The following is a 19,282-nucleotide window of genomic DNA, read 5'->3' on the forward strand; positions in this document are numbered from 1 at the left end:
GCCCACACAGATTGCTTGATTCAAATTGTTAAAGAGCGTCACGCTTGTCGCGTTGAGGAGGCGCATATTACGCTCCTCACTTCGAAAGTCAAGCGGTTGTTTTCGCTTTTCTTTCGGCGCCGGCTTCACAAGGAAACTGGCTCATCAGGTTGGCGTGTTCCGCCGTGCTGGTAGGGGCGCATTATAGGGAGCCGCGCCGGGATGACAAGGGCTTTTTGCAAAAATGCGTTCGTTTGCTGAAAAAGCAGGCTGAAGTCCCTAAAACCAAGATATAAGCCTCTATTTACGCTGATTTTTTGCTCAATTCTTCGCTTTGGGCCTGAATATAGTTGACCCAGCTGGTTGCCCGCTGTTGCCAGTTATCCTGCTGTTGCAGTTCACGGGCCAGTTTCAGCGCCTGGGTATATTGCTCCTTATTAAGGTATGCCTGCACCAGCAACGCCTTGGCTCTATTACCCTGTTCGCCTTTCACTGACTTGATAGCAGCCAGCTGGGTCATAGCGGCTTCCGTCTTGCCTTGTTGAAGCAGCAGTTCGGCTACACGCATGGCCGCTTTGGGCTGAGCATGCTGTTTGGCGAGCAACTGCCAGCTATCAACCGCTTTTGGCCATTCACGAGCCCCCTCCCACAACTGGGCCAGCAACTGCTGGTTTTCGGCACTTTGCTTCATCTGTCCCTTGGACATGGCCGCTTCCAGCAGACGAGCACCACGATAAGGCAGCCCCTGCCAGGCATAAAGGCGGATCAACTGATTGCGGGCGGCGGCATCGTCCATCAATTTTCTATCGATGGCTGTCTGCAACAGAGCCAGCGCCTGATCACCACGCTTGGCAGATAGGTTGAGCGACACTGCCTGTTGCCACCATTTGCTCTCTTTCGGCTCGTGGCGGATCAGCTCGGCGGCCTGATCGGCTGCCACCCCGTAGCGCTGCAAGGCAGTAAGGGCAGAGAGGCGAATGATGGCTGCCTGCTTCTGCCAGCCCTTTTTCAACAGTTGTTCGCTCTGACTGGCGGCCTCGCCATACTGTTTGTTGTGGTAATAGAGGCCGGCCAGACGCAGGCGCAGTGCATCGTCTTGCTTGAGCACCTGCGCCGCCTTGTAGCTGGCGATGGCGCCAGACCAGTTGGATTGCTGGGCCTGGATATCGCCACGCAGGCGCAGCAGCTGGAGTTGTTGTTGCTCGGGCCACTCTTTATAGGTGAGCGCCTGCTCCACATAGCGGCTTGCCTGGGCGGTTTGCTGCAAATTGGCGGCCAGTGAAGCCTGCAACTGGGCCAGCCAGGCGCGCTCGGCATCGGTGTTTGGCTTGAGGCCGGATGCCTTGCTCTGGGCTTGTTGCCACTGACCGGACTGATAGAGCTTCATCACGGGTTCAAGCTGGCGGGAGAAGTGAGGGCTGACCTCCATGGCCAGACAGGCTTGGCTGACCAAGGCCAGCAGGCAGATCCAGATCCGCAACATAGTTATGACTCCAGTTTGAATTTGAGCGTGATGACTTGCACCAGCTTGTCGGCAGCACCCGGTCTTGGTTGATAACGCCACTTGTTGATCGCCTGAATGGCCGCCCGCTCGAACTGACGCTTGGGCTTGGCCTCGATCACTTCCACATCCTGTACTCGCCCTTCAGCATCGACGCTGAAGCGCAGGGTCACGGCGCCTTCGATCCCCGCCTGCTGGGCGCGATAGGGGTAAACAGGTTCGATCCGTTGCAGCGGCATCAACATATCGCCGGCGCCGACACCGGCGCCTTGCTGCTGACCATGAAAGTTACCGCTCAGTACGGGAGCCGTGCTGGTCGCCACACCGGGGGCATAGACCTGCACAGCACTGAGGCTGGATACCAGATCCAGGCTAGGTTGCACCGAAGGCAGCGGCGCTGCAGCCGGCAACGGCATGGGAGTCGACGCCAGTGCTGCGGGAGGTTCCGGCAGGGGTTCCGGCTCTTGCGGCACCGGGCGCTCGCGCACCTGCACCTCTGTCACTTCATTCTGCATGTTGATGACGATGGATTTTTGCTCACTCGCCACCTTCTCCCCCTTGGGAGGCTCAACCAGAGTAGTCATGAACAGCAGGATCCCCAGACTGAGGGCAATCCCCAGTCCCAGACTCATCAACTTGTATTTCATTTCGGTGCCACCGCCACGGCAATATTGGCAATGCCCGCCGCCTTGGCCTCATCCATCACCCGTACTACCTTGCCGTGCGGTACCCGCTCGTCGGCCTGGATCACCAGGCTGGCATCGGGCTGTTCCGCCAACAGGCGGGCAATACTGGCCTGTACCCGCTCCACGTCTATCTGCTTGCGGTCGAGGAAGATCTGACCCTGGGCACCTATCGCCAGCATGATGCTGGAGGATTTCTGCGCCTTGGCCTGACTGGCCTGGGGTCTGTGCACCTCGAGCCCGGCTTCACGCACAAAGGAGGTGGTGACAATAAAGAAGATCAGCATGATGAACACGATATCCAGCATGGGGGTCATGTCGATCTGCACTTCGTCACGCTGACGTTTGGATTGCCGTCTCATTGCATTACCTTCTCTTCTCGCAGGCCGTCCCGGGTCTTGGCCAGCGCACGCTTGGCCTGGCTCTCGAGTCGGCTGAGTAACAAGACGCCGGAGAGGGCCACCACCATGCCTGCCATGGTGGGGATGGTGGCGCGAGAAATACCGCCCGCCATGCTCTCCGGGTTAAAGCGGTTGGCCGCGGCCAACGCATCGAATACGCCTATCATGCCGGTCACTGTGCCCAGCAACCCCAGCATGGGGCAGAGCACCACCAGGGTGCGGATGAAGATCAGATGACGGTTGAGCTCAAGCTCGGCCTGAGCCAGCCAGCGACCACGAATGGCCCTGGCATGCCAGCTGTGGCGCTCGCTGCGCGCCTGCCATCGGCCAAGCAGCTGTTGCTGCAAGGGACCAAAGCCCAGATTGAGGTAGAGCAGCCGCTCGATCATCAGAATCCACATCAGCACCAGCAGGGCCAGAATGGCCCAGAGCACGGGGCCGCCACGCCCCATGAAGCTCTGCAACTGTTGCCAGATGTCGAGCATCATGCTGCCCGCTCCATCCCGTTGTTATTGCTCTCGGCGCGCTCGGCCAGGATGCCGGCGACTTGCTGCTCCAGCACATTGGAAAGCTCGGTGAAGCGGGACTGCAGCAGGCTGTGAGCCAGGATCAGCGGAATGGCAGCCACCAGCCCCTGGACCGTGGTGATCAGCGCCATTGAGATGCCGCCCGCCATGATCTTGGGATCGCCGGTACCGAACTGGGTAATGGCCTGGAAGGTGCCGATCATGCCGGTCACAGTACCGAGCAGACCCAGCATGGGGGCGATGGCCGCGATCACCTTGACCATGCCGATGCCGCGCTCCATGCGGGGCGTCTCCTGCAGGATGGCCTCATCCAGCCTCAGCTCGAGGGTTTCCATGCTCAGCTCGGGATGCTGCTCCGCGACCGTCAGTACCCGACCGAGGGCATTGTCGGCGTGATATTCGCCGCTCTTGAGCTGGCGACGCACCAGAGTCAGCTCGCGGGAGAGGCTCCACAACCGCACTGCTGCGATCCCCAGACCGATGGCGGCCAGCAGCACTATGATGGCGCCCACCTGGCCACCCTGTTGAACTTGCTGCCAGAAAGTAGGCGCCTGTGCCAGCATCTCCAGCAGGGTGCCGTGGGAAGGATCCAGCGGCAGAGTTTCTCCCTCCTGACCCTGATAGGCCGCGACCTCGGAGAGCACGCCACCTGGCAGACCCAGCACAGGGCTCAACCCCTCGGCAGTGGGCTGCAGGAAACCGTCACCACCAAACAGGGCAAAGCTGCCGACCCGGGTCAGCGACTGCTCGCTGGCAGCGCCCTGGGCATCGAGCACCTTGCCGTCGAATTGGGCAATCCGGCCAGACTCGCGGATCTCTTGCAGCAGAGTCGCAGGCAACAGGGCGAGGGCGGCGCGATCCGGTACCTGCTTCTCCTGCGCCATGGCTTTCAACGGGGCGAGGCGATCGGGATATTGACCCTCGACCGCAGATTCGGCCAGCAGCTTGACCGCATCGCTGGCGCCCTGACGGGTCACGGCAAAAATGTCATTCATGTCGCCGGAGGCTTGCTCCCACTGACCGTTGAGCTCGACCAGCTGCTTTTCATTGCTGGCGAACTGGCTGGCCAGCTCCTTGCTCAGACGCTGCGCCTCGGCCAGTTTGGCGCGGGCACTGTTGAGCTCTTTGGAGACGGTCGCCAGATCCTGCTGAGCCTGCTGTTCGCGAGCCTGCTCCTGCTGCTGCCAGGCCTCATCGGCGACAGCCACATTGGCACCCAGGGAGAGGGCGATAACGAGGGGGAACCATTTCATGACTGAGCCTCCTGGCTACGGCTGACCGACAGGGGCACATGAAGCAATTGCGGGACTTTCTTGTCGGTGGCCATCTCCAGTGCATCGGCGATGGGGGAGAGCCACTGACTGTCGAGGGCTTGCCACTGCTTTGCTTCCGTAGACCACCGCCATGCCTGACTGCGATCGGCTGTCATGGCCAGCAGGGAGACACGGCCCAGCGCCAGCACGTCGACCCGGCGCTGCGCACCATCCAGCGCCAGCTCGGCGGAATAACTGTCCATCCGGCTGCCGTATTCGGCTTCGATCTGATAGGCCTGCAGCAGCTGACGGAATTTCTCCGCTTCGCTCACATCGGCTCTGGCCAACGTCGCTTTCAGCTGTTCAACCCGTGCCAGGCGATCTTCTTTGCGCAGCGGCAGATCATCTTGCACCAGCTGTTCCAGATCGGCTTGCATCTGCAGCATCAGCGGGATCAGGCCCTGCCGGGTCTCTTGCACCGCCTCCAGCTGCTGGCTCAACTTGCCCAGCTCATTCTGCTGATCGGCCACCAAAGACTGCATGTAGCGGTTGTAGGCTTCCAGATCACGCAGTTGCAGCTGCGCATTTTGCAGCTCCAGTCTGGCGGCAACGGCCGCATCGGCGGCTTTTTCCACACGCTGCTGGGAGACTTTCCCAGCGGCTATGCTGTTCTTCAGTGCAGGCGCGACCAGATCATCGGCGCTGGCAGCGAAGTGGACTGACAATGGCAACAAGGCCAAACCCCAAAACTTGTTCATGATATAAATCTTAACAATGATAACTATTCTCATTGTCTCAAAGAGTGGGGTCAGTGGCAATCAGATGATTTTCTTGGCCTTCGGTGGAAAAAACAGGATAATTTTTAAGCAAGCACGGGAGTCACTGGCGTTGGTAGTCACAACACCAAATCAATAAATAAAAAATATCTTTTCGATCAATGTGATAGGGATCGAAAAAGGAGATGTACATGTTTAACGATGCGATCTGGGAACACATCGATCGATTCACCAAGGCCAAGAAGACCAGCGAGATCCAGCAGCAACTGGAGCGCTTCAGTCATCAAATGGGCTTTGATTACTTCCGTCTGCTGATTATTTTCCCCATCAGCATGCAGAAATCCCATGTGGCACTGTTCAACAACTGCCCCACCAGCTGGTTCGAAGCCTACAGCGAACGGCACTACCTGACCCAGGATCCAGTGGTGTTCCTGGGCCTGAAGCAGACCCAGCCCATCTTTTGGAACAAGCTCGACTGCGACTCACCCTGGCTACCCAGCGCCAGCCGGGAAGTCATGAATCTGGCCGCCGATTTCGGCGTGAGAAACGGCGTCTCCTTCCCGCTGCATACGCCGCAGGGGGAACACGGCATCCTCTCTTTCATCAGCAAGGAAAAATCCAATTCCGATCTGATGTTTGAAAACGTTCCCTTGCTGTCGTTCTGCGCCAGCTACATCTTCAATTCGGCGTTGCAGCTGATAAAGAGCAGACCGGATTTGATGAAGCACCTCACTGAGCTGTCGGATCGGGAGAAGGAGTGCCTGTTCTGGGCCAGTGAGGGCAAGACCTCCTGGGAGATCGCCACCATACTCGGCATCAGCGAGCGGACCGTGAACTTCCACCTCAACCAGGTCACCAACAAGACGGACTCGAAGAACCGCAACCAGGCGATCGCCAAGAGCATCTCCAGCGGCATCATAGTGCCTTCGCTGGACGACGTGACCATCACCAACCTGCGGCTGTCATAGCGGCCACCCCGCCAGACAAACAAAAAGAGCCGCATTGCGGCTCTTTTTTCATTTCAGACAACGGCTTATTCCACGGTCACGGATTTCGCCAGGTTGCGCGGCTGATCCACGTCCGTGCCCTTGATGAGGGCAACATGGTAGGAGAGCAGCTGCAACGGCACTGTGTAGACGATGGGGGCTATCATCTCTTCCACGTGGTTCAGGCTCATCACCCGCATGGTGGCATCGCTCTTGAAGCCGGCGTTCGCATCGGCGAACACGTAAAGGATACCGCCACGAGCACGCACCTCTTCCACGTTGGACTTGAGCTTCTCCAGCAGATCGTTGTTCGGCGCCACCACTATGATGGGCATCTCGGCATCGATCAGAGCCAGCGGGCCGTGCTTCAGTTCACCGGCGGCATAGGCTTCGGCATGGATGTAGGAGATCTCTTTGAGCTTGAGCGCCCCCTCCATGGCGATGGGGTACTGACTGCCACGGCCGAGGAACAGGCTGTGGTGCTTGTCGGCGAACTCTTCGGCCAGCGCTTCTATGTCCTTGGCCAGCGCCAGACTTTCCTTGATGCGCAGTGGCAGTGCTTGCAGCGCCTTGACCAGCTCGGCCTCGGCTTCGGCACTCAGGTTGCCACGGCAGTGACCAACGGAGGCCACCAGCATCAGCAGACCGGCCAACTGGGTGGTGAATGCCTTGGTGGAGGCCACGCCGATTTCGGCGCCAGCACGGGTCATGAAGGCCAGATCCGATTCACGCACCAGAGAGGAGCCCGGCACGTTGCAGATGGCCAGCGAGCTCATGTAGCCGGACTGCTTGGCCAGTCGCAGGGCGGCCAGGGTATCGGCGGTCTCGCCACTCTGGGACAGGGTCACCAGCAGGCTGTTGGGACGCACCACGGATTTGCGATAGCGGAACTCGGAGGCAATCTCCACGTCGCAGGAGACACCGGCTATCTCTTCGAACCAGTAGCGAGCGACCATGCCCGAGTTGTAGGAAGTGCCGCAGGCGACAATCTGGACGTGTTCGACCTTGTCAAAAATGGCGCGGGCGCCGTTGCCGAACGACTCGACCACAACGTGATCCGAACCCAGACGACCTTCCAGGGTATTGGTAATCGCTTTGGGCTGCTCGTAGATCTCCTTGAGCATGTAGTGACGGTATTCGCCCTTGTCACCGGCATCGTGAGAAAGTTCGGACTCCAGCTCCTCACGCACCACGGCATCACCGTGAGTATCAAAGATATGCACATCGCGGCGGGTCACCTCGGCCACATCGCCCTCTTCCAGGAAGATGAAGCGACGGGTCACCGGCAGCAGCGCCATCTGGTCGGAGGCGATGAAGTTCTCGCCTATGCCACGGCCAATCACCAGCGGGGAGCCGGAGCGAGCCACGACCACGCGGCTGTCATCACGGCTGTCCATCACCACAGTGCCATAAGCACCGCGCAGCTGTTTCACCGCAATCTGCATGGCGGCCAGCAGGCTGTCGGCAGATTTCAGTTCGTGGTGCACCAGATGGGCAATCACTTCGGTGTCGGTGTCTGAGCTGAACACATAACCCAGCCCCTGCAGCTCGGCACGCAGCTCTTCGTGGTTCTCTATGATGCCGTTGTGCACAACAACGATATGCTCGGAGACGTGAGGGTGTGCATTGCGCTCGGACGGCTCGCCATGGGTAGCCCAACGGGTGTGGGCGATACCGGTTCCACCATGGACGGACTGCTCCTCCAGCGCCTTGGCCAGCTCGGCCACCTTGCCCAGACGGCGAACCCGCTGCAGCGGCTGGTTGGCGCTGAACACGGCCACACCGGCCGAGTCGTAGCCGCGATATTCCAGACGGCGCAGGCCTTCTACCAGGATTTCAGCCACATCACGTTGGGCGACGGCCCCGACGATGCCACACATACACTTCTCCTCAAGACGTAATAAACGGAAATTGATTTGGATGGTTCAGATAAAAATGTCAGCCAACAACCGGGGCGCAGATCAGCGTGATCCCCCTGGCTTGAATTTGTTCTCTGGCCAAGGTGGCCAGCCCTTCATCGGTCACCAGGGTATGGATGCTCGACCAGGGCAGCTCCAGATTGGGGATCTTGCGGCCAATCTTCTCCGACTCGACCATGACGATGACCTCCCGCGATACCTCGGCCATCACCCGGGACAGGCCCACCAGCTCGTTGAAGGTTGTGGTGCCCCGCTCCGGATCTATGCCATCGGCACCGATGAAAAGCTGGTCAAAGTCATAGGAGCGCAGCACCTGCTCCGCCACCTGACCCTGAAAGGATTCAGAGTGGGGATCCCAGGTACCGCCGGTCATCAGCAGGGTGGGTTCGTTCTCCAGCTCGCGCAGGGCACCGGCCACATTGAGGGAGTTGGTCATGACGATGAGGCCGCGCTTGTTGCCCAGCATGGGGATCATGGCGCTGGTGGTGCTGCCGCTGTCGATGATGACGCGATTGTGATCGCGGATCCGTTCGGCGGCGGCACGTGCAATGGATAGCTTTCGTTTCGAAACTTGCTCCGGATTGCCGTCCACCACCATCTCGCTCGGCAGAGGCACGGCACCACCATAACGACGCAACAGCAGGCCACCGGTTTCCAGCACAGCGAGATCTTTTCGGATGGTCACTTCCGAGGTGGAGAAGTGCTTGGCGAGGGTATCGACACTCACTTCCCCCTGCTCCTGCACCAGATTCACTATGGTGTGACGGCGCTGCTGAGTATTACGTTTGGTCATCATTAAGTTTCGATTCGAAAGAATGGCGAAATGTTAGCGCCTTTTTCGGAAAAATAAAACAGCAAATAGGATCCGATTTGGTTCGATGCCAGAATGGGGCAGCTGATTTGCGACGAGGACGCCATGCAAAAAAAAGTTATCTGGCTGGTGGAAGATGAGGCCAGCATCGCCGACACCCTGATCTATGCGCTGCAAACCGATGGTTTCGAAGTGGAGTGGTTTCCCCTTGGCCAGCCGCTGTTGACGCGACTGGAACAGACGCGACCCGATTTTCTGATCCTGGATGTGGGGCTGCCGGACATCAGCGGCTTCGAGTTGTGCAAGCAGGTACGGGCCCGCTGCGACACCCCCCTGATGTTTCTCACCGCCCGCAGCGAGGAGATAGACAGGCTGATCGGGCTGGAAATTGGCGCCGACGATTATGTGGCCAAGCCGTTCTCGCCACGGGAGGTGTGTGCCCGGGTACGAGTGATACTGCGCCGCAGCCAGCCGGCCGCCACCCAACCGAGCCAATTGCTGGCACTGGATGAGGAGCGGGCCCGCATCAGCTTTCACGGCCAACCGCTGGCCCTCACCCGTTACGAGTACCTGCTGCTCAAGACGCTGATGCAGGCACCTGGGCGGGTCTACTCTCGTCAGCAGTTGATGGATCTGGTGTGGAGCGGGGCAGAAGAGAGCCTGGATCGCACCGTCGATACCCACATCAAGACCATTCGCGCCAAGCTGCGGGAACGTGACGCTGACGCCAACCTGATCCTGACCCATCGCGGGCTGGGCTACAGTCTGGAACTGGCATGAGGATCGGCCTGCAGCAAGCATATGGTCTGGCGCCCGGATACAAACGGATAGAACTGGTATGAGAATAGGACTGCAACTGCTGTGCGGACTGGTGCTGATCTTCGCGCTGGCGGCCTGGTTTGTGCTGGAGATCTTCGTCGAGGAGATAAAACCCGGGGTGCGCAGCGCCACCGAAGATACCCTGGTTGACATGGCCCAGATGCTGGCACCGCTGGCACTGGACGATCTGCAGGAAGGAAAAATGGCCGATGGCAGGCTGGCCAGCGCCTTCGCCCGCCTCAACCAGAGCCCCATCAATGCCCTGATCGACGGGCACCTCAAGCAACAGGCTGAATATCGCATCTATGTGACCGACGCTAAAGGCAAGGTGGTCTATGACTCGGACGGGGTGGATCTGGGCAAGGACTATTCGCGCTGGAACGACGTCTACCGTACCCTGCGCGGCCAGTACGGGGCTCGCAGTACCCGCAGCGATCCGGATGATCCCGCCAGCTCCGTCATGCACGTGGCCGCGCCGCTGCGTGAAGGGGGGAACATACTGGGCTCTCTCACGGTCGCCAAACCCAACCGCACTCTGATGCCAATGATAGAGCGCAGCGAACACCAGCTATTGCAGGCGGCAGCCATGCTGTTGCTCATCTCGCTGCTGATCGGCGCCCTGCTGGCATGGTGGCTCAACCGCGCCATCGGCAAGCTGGTGCACTACGCCGATGCGGTCAGTCACAACCAGCCCGCCACTCTGCCGGGACTCCACAGCCCGGAGCTGGAGCGACTCGGTCGCTCACTCGAAACCATGCGCCGTCAGCTCGATGGAAAGGCCTATATCGAATCCTATGTACACAGCCTGACCCACGAACTCAAAAGCCCGCTGGCCGCCATTCGCGGGGCTGGAGAGCTGCTGGCCGAAGCGCCCCCCCCCGAGGTGGCCCGACGTTTCATCGGCAACATCAATCTGGAAACAGCCCGCATGCAGCAGTTGATAGAACGCATGCTGCAACTGGCCAAGCTGGAATCGGGGCAGGGGCTGGATCGTCAGGCAACCGAACCCGCCAGACTGGGCAAGCGGGTACTTGATGCCCGCCAGATCATAGCCCAGCGTCGTCAGGTAACCCTGGTGGCCGAACTGGCCGACGCCTCAAAGCAGAAGTGGGATCCCCTGCTGGTAGAGCAGGCCCTCGGCAACCTGCTGGACAACGCCCTCGACTTCTCCCCTGCCGGCAGCACTGTCAGATTGACCGGCGAGATGCATGCAGACGGCTATCGCTTTCAGGTACGGGATCAGGGCCCCGGCATTCCAGACTATGCCCTGCCACGCATCTTCGAGCGTTTCTACTCCCTGCCCAGACCCGACAAGGGCAAGAGCAGCGGTCTGGGGCTCAGCTTTGCCACAGAAGTGGCACGCCAGCATGGCGGTCGGCTGCACCTCTGCAACCAGCCAGAAGGTGGCGTGCTGGCCGAACTCTGGCTGCCAGCAGGCGGACACTTCACATTGGGCACATAAAGCGGCGCTATGCTGCCGCCTCCCGGCCCTTTGTCCCATTCTCCAAGGAGACCCCATGTCCCGGATCCTGTTACCCGGCCTGCTCGCAGCAGGCCTGATATTCTCACTGCCCGCCAGCGCGGCCTCCGGCTGCATGCTGTTTGCCGATGGCACAGGCAAGCCCATCAGCAGCCAGGGAGATTGCTCCAGCCAGTTGCCACCCGCCTCTACCTTCAAGATACCGCTGGCGCTGATGGGTTATGACAGCGGCTTCCTGGTGGATGAAAATCTGCCCGCTCTGCCATTCAAACCCGGCGACGATGACTGGTTGCCAGCCTGGCGCGAGACCACTACCCCGAGCCGCTGGCTCACCTACTCTGTGGTCTGGTACTCCCAGCGTCTCACGGAGTGGCTGGGGATGGAGCGCTTCCAGCAGTATGTCGACCGCTTCGACTACGGCAACCGTGATCTTGCGGGCAATCCCGGCAAGCACGATGGTCTGACCCAGGCCTGGCTCAGTTCGAGCCTCGCCATCAGCCCTCAGGAGCAGGCCCGCTTCCTCGGCAAGATGGTGAGCGGCAAGCTGCCGGTCTCCGCACAGACACTGCAGCACACGGCCAATATCCTGCGCCAGCCCGACATCGATGGCTGGCAGATCCACGGCAAGACCGGCATGGGCTACCCCAAGCTGCTGGATGGCACTCTCAATCGGGATCAGCAGATCGGCTGGTTCGTCGGCTGGGCCAGCAAATCGGGCAAGCAGCTCATCTTTGTCCACACTGTCGTGCAAAAGCCCGGCGAGCAATTCGCCTCGCTCAAGGCGAAGGAAGAGGTGTTTGCCGCCCTGCCTGACCAGCTGAAGAAGCTGTGATCCCAGAACCGGCGCAAGGCGCCGGTTTTTTTATCACCCTTCACTCCCGCTTCACACGGCCCCATCTCCTCTTCACCCAAGCCCGGCACACTTGTTCCCGTCAACAAGGAGACGTGTCATGGTCAAACAGATATTCACCCACAAGATCTTTCTGCTGCTGTTGCTCAGCCTGCTGCTGATGGTGCCGGTGCAATCCATAATGGAGCTGAACCGGGAGCGTCAGGCCTATCGCAGTCAGGCCATCCACAGCATCATGGCCAGCAGCAGCGGACCGCAGCGGCTGCTCGGGCCGGTCGTGGTGCAGCCATACACCCGTACCGTCATCATGGAGCAGGATGGCAAGCGCTTCGAACGCAAGCTGCAGCTCTACCGCTACCTGCTGCCGGAACAGCTGGATGTGCGGGCCAGCATGGAAGTGACCCCCCGCAAGCTCGGCATCTATCAAGCCCAGGTCTACCAGACCCGGATCTCCCTCTCCGGGCATCTGCCAACCCGGCTGGAAGGCAAGACGCTGGTATCCGGTGATCCCGATCTGAGCGTCGATGGCGCCGATCCGGCATTGGTGGCGGGCAAACCCTATCTGAGCCTGGTGCTGTCCGATGCCCGCGGTATCAACAGCGTCCCCGAACTGCAATTGGGGGAAGCGCGCATTCCGTTTGCCCCTGGTGCCCGGCTGGGTGACGGTCTGGCCGGTATCCATGCCCCCCTCGATACCTTGCCGGACGACGACAATGGCGTCTTCCATATCGAACTGAATCTGCAGGGCATGAACACCCTCGAAGTGGTGCCGCTCGGCCAAGACAGCAAGCTTCACCTCAGTAGCAACTGGCCTCACCCCAACTTCATCGGCGACTTTCTCCCCGGCAACCGGACCTTGGATCAGCAAGGCTTCGAGGCCAGCTGGCAGACCAGCTGGTTTGCCACCGACATGGAGACCCGCTTCAATCGCATGATGAAGAGAGTCAGCGGCGATCTGCCCGCCTTCAGCGTCAGCCTGGTACAGACGGTGGATCACTATCAGCTGAACGAGCGGGCGGCCAAGTATGCACTGCTGTTTATCGGCCTCACCTTCATCAGCTTCTTCATGTTCGAACTGCTCAAGGGGTTGCGGGTACACCCGATCCAGTACGCTCTGGTGGGCATGGGGTTGGCAATATTCTATCTGGTGCTGCTGGCACTGACCGAGCACCTGGGCTTTGGCTGGGCGTATCTCATCGCCAGTCTCGCCAGCGTGCTGCTCAACGGTTTTTACCTTAGCCATGTGCTGGGCGGGCCTAAACAGGGGCTCGGCTTCGCGGCCTTGCTGGGGCTGGTTTACGCCATACTGTTCGGCCTGTTGCAGGCAGAAGAGATAGCCCTGCTGCTCGGCGCCCTGCTGCTGTTCGCCATATTGGCGCTGGTCATGATGCTGACCCGCAAGCTGGACTGGTATCGCGTGATGGGCAACAACTCACCAACCCGCGAACCATAAGGGATCTGCCAGAAACAAAACCGGCGCCATCAGGCGCCGGTTGCATTTTATTGAGTCACTTCTTCTTGACCGGACGGGCCCAATTCTTGATGTGGCGCTGGGGCACACGGGTGATGACCAGCTCGTTCTCGGCCACATCCTTGGTGATGGTTGAACCGGCCCCCAGGGTAGCGCCCTTGCCGATGCGCACCGGCGCTACCAGCTGGGTATCGGAGCCAACAAACACATCGTCCTCTATGATGGTCTGGAACTTGTTCACACCGTCGTAGTTGCAGGTGATGGTGCCGGCACCGATGTTCACCTTGGCACCCACCTCGGCATCCCCCAGATAAGTGAGGTGACCACACTTGGAACCGACCCCGAGACGGGATTTCTTCATCTCGACGAAGTTGCCGACGTGGGCATCCTGTTCCAGCACGGCGCCAGGACGCAGACGGGCAAACGGGCCGACGGAACACAGATCCGCCACCTGAGCCCCTTCGATGATGGAGTAAGGTTTCACCTCGGTATGATCGCCGATGACACAATCCTTCAGCACGCTGCCAGCCCCGATGCGTACGTGGTTACCGAGCGTCACCTTGCCTTCGATGATGACGTTGACATCGATCACCACCTCTTCGCCGATCTCGAGCGACCCACGCAGATCGAAACGAGCGGGGTCGAGCAGGGTCGCACCGGCGATCATCAGCTTCTCGGCCTGCATCTTCTGGTAGCTGCGCTCGAGCGCTGCCAGCTGAACCCGGTTGTTGGCGCCTTCCACTTCCATGGCGCTGTCAGGATGGACGGCGGCGATGGGGCAACCATCGGCATGAGCCATGGCAATCACGTCGGTCAGGTAGAGTTCGCCCTGAGCATTATTGTTGTCCAGGCGCGACAACCAGCCACGCAAGTCGGCGCCGTTGGCCACCAGTACACCCGTATTCACTTCACGGATGGTCAGCTGCTCGGCATTGGCATCCTTCTGCTCGACGATACCGACCACCTGGCCGTTTTCCCGCACGATACGGCCGTAGCCGGTGGGGTTGTCCAGTACCACTGTCAGCAGCGCCATGCCCTTGTCGGCCTTGGCGGCCAGCAGCCGTTGCAGTGTCTCGGGCTGGATCAGCGGGGTATCGCCGTAGAGCACCAGCACGTCATCTTCATCTTTCCAGAACGGGATCGCCTGGGCGACGGCATGTCCGGTACCCAGTTGCTGCGCCTGCAGCACCCAGTTCAGGTCGGGCGCCAGGATCCGCTCCTTCAACAGCTCGGCACCGTGGCCATACACCAGATGCAACTGCTCGGCACCGACCTGGCGGGCGGTGTCGATCACATGGGAAACCATGGGTTTATTGGCTACCGGATGCAGCACTTTGGGCAGGACAGAGCGCATGCGAGTACCTTTACCCGCAGCCAGGATCACGACGTTGAGGGACATAATTCGACCTTTGGAACATGAAAAAATACTCGGCGGAGTCTATCCAACGAGCAAAAAAAAAGCGACCAGAAGGTCGCTTTTTACATCACCGCAATTAACGGTAATTCTTTTTGACGATATCGATAACCCGCAGTTGGGCCATCGCCTTGGCCAGCTCGGTGGCGGCCTGGGCGTAGTCGATATCACCATGGGAGCTGTGGATCCGCGCTTCGGCCGCACGTTTGGCTTCCAGGGCTTTCGCCTCATCCAAATCCTTGGCACGAATCGCAGTGTCCGCCAGTACGGTCACAGATTCGGGTTGTACTTCCAGCATACCGCCGGAGATGTACAGCACCTCTTCCGCTCCATTCTGCTTCACCAGACGGACCAGGCCCGGCTTGATGGCAGTCAACAACGGAGCATGACCGTGACGGAGACCCAGCTCACCCTCGAGGCCTGATACCTGAGCAGATTGCACGCGACCGGAAAACAGTTTCCCTTCGGCGCTCACCACATCCAGGTGAAAGGAGATCATCTCAGCCATGGGCCCTCCTATCGAGGCTTACAGTTTCTTGGATTTCTCGACGACTTCGTCGATGCTGCCAACCATGTAAAACGCCTGCTCAGGCAGATCGTCATACTCGCCTTTCAGGATGCCCTGGAAACCACGGATGGTCTCTTTCAGCGGCACGTATTTGCCCGGAGAACCGGTAAACACTTCTGCCACGAAGAACGGCTGGGACAAGAAACGCTCTATCTTACGGGCACGGGCTACGGTCAGTTTGTCTTCTTCTGACAGTTCATCCATACCCAGGATGGCGATGATGTCCTTCAGCTCTTTGTAACGCTGCAGCACTGTCTGAACGCCACGAGCAGTCTCGTAGTGCTCTTTGCCAACTACCAGCGGATCCAGCTGACGGGAGGTGGAGTCCAGCGGGTCAACGGCCGGGTAGATACCCAGTGCCGCGATCTGACGGGACAGAACGACAGTGGCGTCCAGGTGGGCGAAGGTGGTCGCCGGAGACGGGTCGGTCAAGTCATCCGCAGGCACGTAAACGGCCTGGACTGACGTGATGGAACCGGTCCGGGTGGAGGTGATGCGCTCTTGCAGAACACCCATCTCCTCGGCCAGGGTCGGCTGGTAACCTACTGCAGACGGCATACGGCCCAGCAGTGCGGATACCTCGGTGCCCGCGAGCGTGTAACGGTAGATGTTGTCCACGAAGAACAGCACGTCACGACCCTCGTCACGGAACTTCTCGGCCATGGTCAGGCCGGTCAGCGCTACGCGCAGACGGTTTCCGGGCGGCTCGTTCATCTGACCGTAAACCAGAGATACTTTGTCCAGTACGTTGGACTCCATCATCTCGTGGTAGAAGTCGTTACCCTCACGGGTACGCTCACCCACACCGGCGAACACGGAATAACCGCTGTGCTCGATCGCGATGTTACGGATCAGCTCCATCATGTTGACGGTTTTACCTACACCCGCACCACCGAACAGACCGACTTTACCACCCTTGGCGAACGGACATACCAGGTCGATAACCTTGATGCCGGTCTCCAGCAGGTCGTTGCTGTTGGACTGATCTTCGTAGCTGGGGGCCGCGCGGTGGATGGACCAACGCTCTTCCTCACCGATCGGACCTTTTTCGTCGATCGGCTCACCCAGTACGTTCATGATCCGACCCAGAGTCGATACACCGACCGGCACCTGGATGGATTTACCGCTATTCATTACTTCCAACCCACGACGCAGACCGTCGGAGGAGCCCATGGTGATGCAACGAACGACGCCGCCACCGATCTGCTGCTGAACTTCCAGCACCAGACCCTGACCTTGACCTTCGCTGACGACCTTGACTGCGTCGTACACCTGGGGCACGGCATCCTGCGGGAACTCGATGTCCACCACAGCGCCGATGATTTGGACGATGAAACCGTTACTCATGTCAAATCCTCTAAACCTTTGATAACCCTTGCCTTACACCGCAGCAGCACCGGATACGATCTCTGTCAGTTCCTGGGTAATACTGGCCTGACGGGCCTTGTTGTACACCAGTTGCAGGTCGTTAATCAGGTTGCCGGCGTTGTCAGTCGCGGCTTGCATGGCAACCATTCGGGCTGCCTGTTCACTTGCCAAGTTTTCTACCACCCCCTGGTATACCTGGGATTCGACATAGCGAATCAGCAGGGTGTCCAGCAGTTGCTTGGGATCCGGCTCATAGATGTAATCCCAGTGGTGTTTCTTGGCGAGCTTGCTGTCTTCAGTTACGGGCAAAGGCAGCAGTTGATCGACCCGTGGTTGCTGCACCATGGTGTTCACGAACTTGTTGTACACCAGATACAGCCTGTCAATCTCACCGTTGTCGTAAGCCTTCAGCATGACCTTGACTGAACCAATCAGGTCATTGACGCTCGGGTTGTCACCCAGTCCTGCGACATGAGCTTGCACCTTGGCGCCGTGCCGTTCAAAGAAGCTGGAGGCCTTGTTGCCGATCAGAGCCAGGTCAACCTTGGCACCTTTCGCGCTCCATTGCTTCATATCATTGAGGGCAGCCTTGAACAGGTTGATGTTCAAACCGCCACACAGGCCACGGTCGGTGGAGACGACTATGTAACCCACTCGCTTGACCTCACGTTCCATGAGGTAGGGGTGCTTGTATTCCAAGTTCCCCTGGGCGATATGGCCGATCACCTTGCGCATGGTTTCAGCGTACGGACGGCTGGCAGACATGCGTTCCTGCGCACGGCGCATTTTGCTTGCTGCCACCATTTCCATAGCGCCGGTGATCTTCTGAGTGTTTTTCACACTCCCGATCTTGTTACGTATCTCTTTTGCGCCGGCCATCTCTTACTCTCCATCAGGTGGCAGCTCGCGCTGCCACACACGCTTACCAGGTCTGGGTTGCCTTGAAGTCATCCAGCAACGCAGTCAGCTTGCCAACGATCGCGTCGTTGTAATCTGCTTTGGCATTGATTTCAGCCATCAGCTCAGCATGCTGGGTATTGGCGTAAGAGAGCAGAGCGGCTTCGAAGTCGACAATCTTGTTCAGTTCGACATCGGAGAGATAGCCTTTCTCGGCGGCGAACAGCACCAGCGACTGCTGGGCAACGCTCATCGGAGAGTATTGCTTCTGCTTCATCAGCTCGGTCACTTTCACACCGTGATCCAGCTGCTTGCGAGTTGCCTCGTCCAGATCAGAAGAGAACTGGGCGAATGCCGCCAGCTCGCGATACTGGGCCAGTGCGGTACGGATACCACCGGACAGCTTCTTGACGATCTTGGTCTGAGCAGCACCGCCCACACGGGATACGGAGATACCCGGGTCAACCGCCGGACGAATACCGGAGTTGAACAGCTGTGAAGTCAGGAAGATCTGACCATCGGTGATGGAAATCACGTTGGTCGGTACGAATGCAGACACGTCACCGGCCTGGGTTTCGATGATCGGCAGCGCGGTCAGAGAACCGGTCTGGCCTTTCACGGCACCATTGGTGAACTTCTCTACGTACTCGGCGTTGACGCGAGCAGCACGCTCCAGCAGACGGGAGTGCAGATAGAAAACGTCACCCGGGTAGGCTTCACGTCCTGGCGGACGGCGCAGCAGCAGGGAGATCTGGCGATAAGCTACGGCCTGTTTGGACAGGTCATCATAGATGATCAGCGCGTCTTCACCGCGGTCACGGAAGTACTCACCCATGGAACAACCGGCATACGGAGCCAGGTATTGCAGGGCGGCAGCTTCGGACGCAGAGGCAACTACCACTATGGTGTTGGCCAGGGCGCCGTGCTCTTCCAGCTTGCGTACCACGTTGGCGATGGTGGAGGCCTTCTGGCCAATCGCAACGTAGACACACTTAATACCGGAGTCTTTCTGGTTGATGATGGTATCGATCGCGATGGCGGTCTTGCCCACCTGACGGTCACCGATGATCAGCTCACGCTGGCCACGACCGATAGGGATCATGGCATCGATGGCTTTCAGACCGGTCTGAACCGGCTGGTCAACGGACTTGCGCTCGATAACGCCCGGGGCAATCACTTCGATCGGCGAGAAGCCGTCGTTTTCGACCGGACCTTTACCGTCGATCGGCTGACCCAGGGTGTTCAGCACCCGGCCCAACAGACCACGACCTACCGGCACTTCCAGAATACGGCCAGTGCCTTTTACTTTCATTCCTTCTGACAGACCGTCATAGGAACCCATGATCACAGCACCAACGGAGTCACGCTCCAGGTTCAATGCCAGAGCAAAGCGGTTGCCCGGCAGCTCAATCATCTCACCTTGCATGGCATCGGCCAGGCCGTGAATACGAATGATACCGTCGCTCACAGAGACGATGGTACCTTCGTTACGCGCTTCACTTTTGACATCAAACTGCGCGATGCGCTGCTTGATAAGCTCGGCGATTTCAGTGGAATTCAGTTGCATGCTCTAATACCC

Annotated in this window: 18 protein-coding genes; 5 read left to right on the forward strand and 13 right to left on the reverse strand. The window is 59.2% G+C overall.

From position 1 onward, the window contains the following. Nucleotides 1-283: 283 nt before the first annotated feature. Genes GWQ31_RS15100 through GWQ31_RS15125 form a run of 6 tightly spaced genes read right to left on the reverse strand, consistent with a single transcriptional unit; the run spans nucleotide 284 to nucleotide 5,102 of the window. On the reverse strand, nucleotides 284-1,462 hold the full coding sequence (locus GWQ31_RS15100) for a hypothetical protein (RefSeq protein ID WP_275909703.1): 1,179 nt from the start codon (nucleotides 1,460-1,462) through the stop codon (nucleotides 284-286). Between the two features lie 2 nt (nucleotides 1,463-1,464). Next, nucleotides 1,465-2,127 (reverse strand): energy transducer TonB, encoded by a 663-nt coding sequence (locus tag GWQ31_RS15105; protein WP_169047105.1) that lies wholly within the window; start codon nucleotides 2,125-2,127, stop codon nucleotides 1,465-1,467. Beyond that, a complete protein-coding gene (locus GWQ31_RS15110) occupies nucleotides 2,124-2,525 on the reverse strand; it encodes a biopolymer transporter ExbD (protein ID WP_005321875.1) in 402 nt (133 codons plus the stop codon). Before GWQ31_RS15110 ends, GWQ31_RS15105 begins: the two co-directional genes overlap by 4 nt. Further along, nucleotides 2,522-3,052: a MotA/TolQ/ExbB proton channel family protein gene (locus GWQ31_RS15115; protein ID WP_169047106.1), complete on the reverse strand. Its 531-nt coding sequence runs from the start codon at nucleotides 3,050-3,052 to the stop codon at nucleotides 2,522-2,524. The genes GWQ31_RS15110 and GWQ31_RS15115 overlap by 4 nt, the downstream gene beginning before the upstream one ends. Further along, nucleotides 3,049-4,344, reverse strand: a complete 1,296-nt coding sequence (locus tag GWQ31_RS15120) for a MotA/TolQ/ExbB proton channel family protein (protein WP_058395566.1) — start codon at nucleotides 4,342-4,344, stop codon at nucleotides 3,049-3,051. Before GWQ31_RS15120 ends, GWQ31_RS15115 begins: the two co-directional genes overlap by 4 nt. Then, nucleotides 4,341-5,102: a DUF3450 domain-containing protein gene (locus GWQ31_RS15125; protein WP_058395565.1), complete on the reverse strand. Its 762-nt coding sequence runs from the start codon at nucleotides 5,100-5,102 to the stop codon at nucleotides 4,341-4,343. Before GWQ31_RS15125 ends, GWQ31_RS15120 begins: the two co-directional genes overlap by 4 nt. A gap of 209 nt (nucleotides 5,103-5,311) precedes the next feature. Here GWQ31_RS15125 and GWQ31_RS15130 point away from each other — a divergent pair, with 209 nt between their 5' ends. Further along, entirely contained in the window at nucleotides 5,312-6,088 is a 777-nt protein-coding gene (locus GWQ31_RS15130; RefSeq protein WP_005321862.1) for a LuxR family transcriptional regulator, read from the forward strand. 65 nt (nucleotides 6,089-6,153) lie between these two features. On the opposite strand, the gene glmS is transcribed toward GWQ31_RS15130, so the two are convergent. Then, nucleotides 6,154-7,986 carry a glutamine--fructose-6-phosphate transaminase (isomerizing) gene (glmS, locus tag GWQ31_RS15135; RefSeq protein ID WP_011899256.1) on the reverse strand — a complete coding sequence of 611 codons (1,833 nt, stop codon included), beginning with the start codon at nucleotides 7,984-7,986 and terminating at the stop codon, nucleotides 6,154-6,156. A 58-nt stretch (nucleotides 7,987-8,044) separates the two neighbouring features. Further along, on the reverse strand, nucleotides 8,045-8,818 hold the full coding sequence (locus GWQ31_RS15140; RefSeq protein ID WP_275909704.1) for a DeoR family transcriptional regulator: 774 nt from the start codon (nucleotides 8,816-8,818) through the stop codon (nucleotides 8,045-8,047). Between the two features lie 123 nt (nucleotides 8,819-8,941). On the opposite strand from GWQ31_RS15140, the gene blrA reads away from it, so the two are divergent. The 4 genes from blrA to creD all read left to right on the forward strand — a co-directional run bounded on the left by blrA (nucleotide 8,942) and on the right by creD (nucleotide 13,438). Continuing rightward, entirely contained in the window at nucleotides 8,942-9,616 is a 675-nt protein-coding gene (blrA, locus tag GWQ31_RS15145; RefSeq protein ID WP_021139934.1) for a beta-lactam response regulator transcription factor BlrA, read from the forward strand. A 58-nt stretch (nucleotides 9,617-9,674) separates the two neighbouring features. After that, complete coding sequence (blrB, locus tag GWQ31_RS15150; RefSeq protein ID WP_275909705.1) at nucleotides 9,675-11,117, forward strand: beta-lactam sensor histidine kinase BlrB; 1,443 nt, start codon at nucleotides 9,675-9,677, stop codon at nucleotides 11,115-11,117. A gap of 55 nt (nucleotides 11,118-11,172) precedes the next feature. Further along, nucleotides 11,173-11,967 carry a class D beta-lactamase gene (gene blaOXA / locus GWQ31_RS15155; protein WP_275909706.1) on the forward strand — a complete coding sequence of 265 codons (795 nt, stop codon included), beginning with the start codon at nucleotides 11,173-11,175 and terminating at the stop codon, nucleotides 11,965-11,967. A gap of 118 nt (nucleotides 11,968-12,085) precedes the next feature. Next, nucleotides 12,086-13,438 carry a cell envelope integrity protein CreD gene (creD, locus tag GWQ31_RS15160; RefSeq protein ID WP_271773934.1) on the forward strand — a complete coding sequence of 451 codons (1,353 nt, stop codon included), beginning with the start codon at nucleotides 12,086-12,088 and terminating at the stop codon, nucleotides 13,436-13,438. A 55-nt stretch (nucleotides 13,439-13,493) separates the two neighbouring features. Here the strand turns inward: creD and glmU are convergent, their stop codons facing one another. The 5 genes from glmU to atpA form a co-directional block, all read right to left on the reverse strand. Continuing rightward, nucleotides 13,494-14,855, reverse strand: a complete 1,362-nt coding sequence (gene glmU, locus GWQ31_RS15165; RefSeq protein WP_099994657.1) for a bifunctional UDP-N-acetylglucosamine diphosphorylase/glucosamine-1-phosphate N-acetyltransferase GlmU — start codon at nucleotides 14,853-14,855, stop codon at nucleotides 13,494-13,496. Nucleotides 14,856-14,949: 94 nt separating this feature from the next. Further along, a complete protein-coding gene (locus GWQ31_RS15170) occupies nucleotides 14,950-15,378 on the reverse strand; it encodes a F0F1 ATP synthase subunit epsilon (protein WP_005319630.1) in 429 nt (142 codons plus the stop codon). An 18-nt stretch (nucleotides 15,379-15,396) separates the two neighbouring features. Then, nucleotides 15,397-16,785: a F0F1 ATP synthase subunit beta gene (atpD, locus tag GWQ31_RS15175; protein WP_005319628.1), complete on the reverse strand. Its 1,389-nt coding sequence runs from the start codon at nucleotides 16,783-16,785 to the stop codon at nucleotides 15,397-15,399. A gap of 33 nt (nucleotides 16,786-16,818) precedes the next feature. Continuing rightward, nucleotides 16,819-17,685, reverse strand: coding sequence for a F0F1 ATP synthase subunit gamma (gene atpG / locus GWQ31_RS15180; protein ID WP_005319626.1), 867 nt, complete (start codon nucleotides 17,683-17,685; stop codon nucleotides 16,819-16,821). Between the two features lie 43 nt (nucleotides 17,686-17,728). Then, nucleotides 17,729-19,270, reverse strand: coding sequence for a F0F1 ATP synthase subunit alpha (gene atpA, locus GWQ31_RS15185; RefSeq protein WP_005319624.1), 1,542 nt, complete (start codon nucleotides 19,268-19,270; stop codon nucleotides 17,729-17,731). Nucleotides 19,271-19,282 lie beyond the last annotated feature (12 nt).

The sequence above is a fragment of the Aeromonas sp. 2MA4 genome (assembly GCF_029237305.1).
Taxonomy (GTDB): domain Bacteria; phylum Pseudomonadota; class Gammaproteobacteria; order Enterobacterales; family Aeromonadaceae; genus Aeromonas; species Aeromonas salmonicida.

Excerpts from the sequence above, each read along its gene's own strand:
- GWQ31_RS15100 (WP_275909703.1), bottom strand. The coding sequence starts at position 1,462 with ATGTTGCGGATCTGGATCTGCCTGCTGGCCTTGGTCAGCCAAGCCTGT.
- GWQ31_RS15105 (WP_169047105.1), bottom strand. The coding sequence starts at position 2,127 with ATGAAATACAAGTTGATGAGTCTGGGACTGGGGATTGCCCTCAGTCTG.
- GWQ31_RS15110 (WP_005321875.1), bottom strand. The coding sequence starts at position 2,525 with ATGAGACGGCAATCCAAACGTCAGCGTGACGAAGTGCAGATCGACATG.
- GWQ31_RS15115 (WP_169047106.1), bottom strand. The coding sequence starts at position 3,052 with ATGATGCTCGACATCTGGCAACAGTTGCAGAGCTTCATGGGGCGTGGC.
- GWQ31_RS15120 (WP_058395566.1), bottom strand. The coding sequence starts at position 4,344 with ATGAAATGGTTCCCCCTCGTTATCGCCCTCTCCCTGGGTGCCAATGTG.
- GWQ31_RS15125 (WP_058395565.1), bottom strand. The coding sequence starts at position 5,102 with ATGAACAAGTTTTGGGGTTTGGCCTTGTTGCCATTGTCAGTCCACTTC.
- GWQ31_RS15130 (WP_005321862.1), top strand. The coding sequence starts at position 5,312 with ATGTTTAACGATGCGATCTGGGAACACATCGATCGATTCACCAAGGCC.
- glmS (WP_011899256.1), bottom strand. The coding sequence starts at position 7,986 with ATGTGTGGCATCGTCGGGGCCGTCGCCCAACGTGATGTGGCTGAAATC.
- GWQ31_RS15140 (WP_275909704.1), bottom strand. The coding sequence starts at position 8,818 with ATGACCAAACGTAATACTCAGCAGCGCCGTCACACCATAGTGAATCTG.
- blrA (WP_021139934.1), top strand. The coding sequence starts at position 8,942 with ATGCAAAAAAAAGTTATCTGGCTGGTGGAAGATGAGGCCAGCATCGCC.
- blrB (WP_275909705.1), top strand. The coding sequence starts at position 9,675 with ATGAGAATAGGACTGCAACTGCTGTGCGGACTGGTGCTGATCTTCGCG.
- blaOXA (WP_275909706.1), top strand. The coding sequence starts at position 11,173 with ATGTCCCGGATCCTGTTACCCGGCCTGCTCGCAGCAGGCCTGATATTC.
- creD (WP_271773934.1), top strand. The coding sequence starts at position 12,086 with ATGGTCAAACAGATATTCACCCACAAGATCTTTCTGCTGCTGTTGCTC.
- glmU (WP_099994657.1), bottom strand. The coding sequence starts at position 14,855 with ATGTCCCTCAACGTCGTGATCCTGGCTGCGGGTAAAGGTACTCGCATG.
- GWQ31_RS15170 (WP_005319630.1), bottom strand. The coding sequence starts at position 15,378 with ATGGCTGAGATGATCTCCTTTCACCTGGATGTGGTGAGCGCCGAAGGG.
- atpD (WP_005319628.1), bottom strand. The coding sequence starts at position 16,785 with ATGAGTAACGGTTTCATCGTCCAAATCATCGGCGCTGTGGTGGACATC.
- atpG (WP_005319626.1), bottom strand. The coding sequence starts at position 17,685 with ATGGCCGGCGCAAAAGAGATACGTAACAAGATCGGGAGTGTGAAAAAC.
- atpA (WP_005319624.1), bottom strand. The coding sequence starts at position 19,270 with ATGCAACTGAATTCCACTGAAATCGCCGAGCTTATCAAGCAGCGCATC.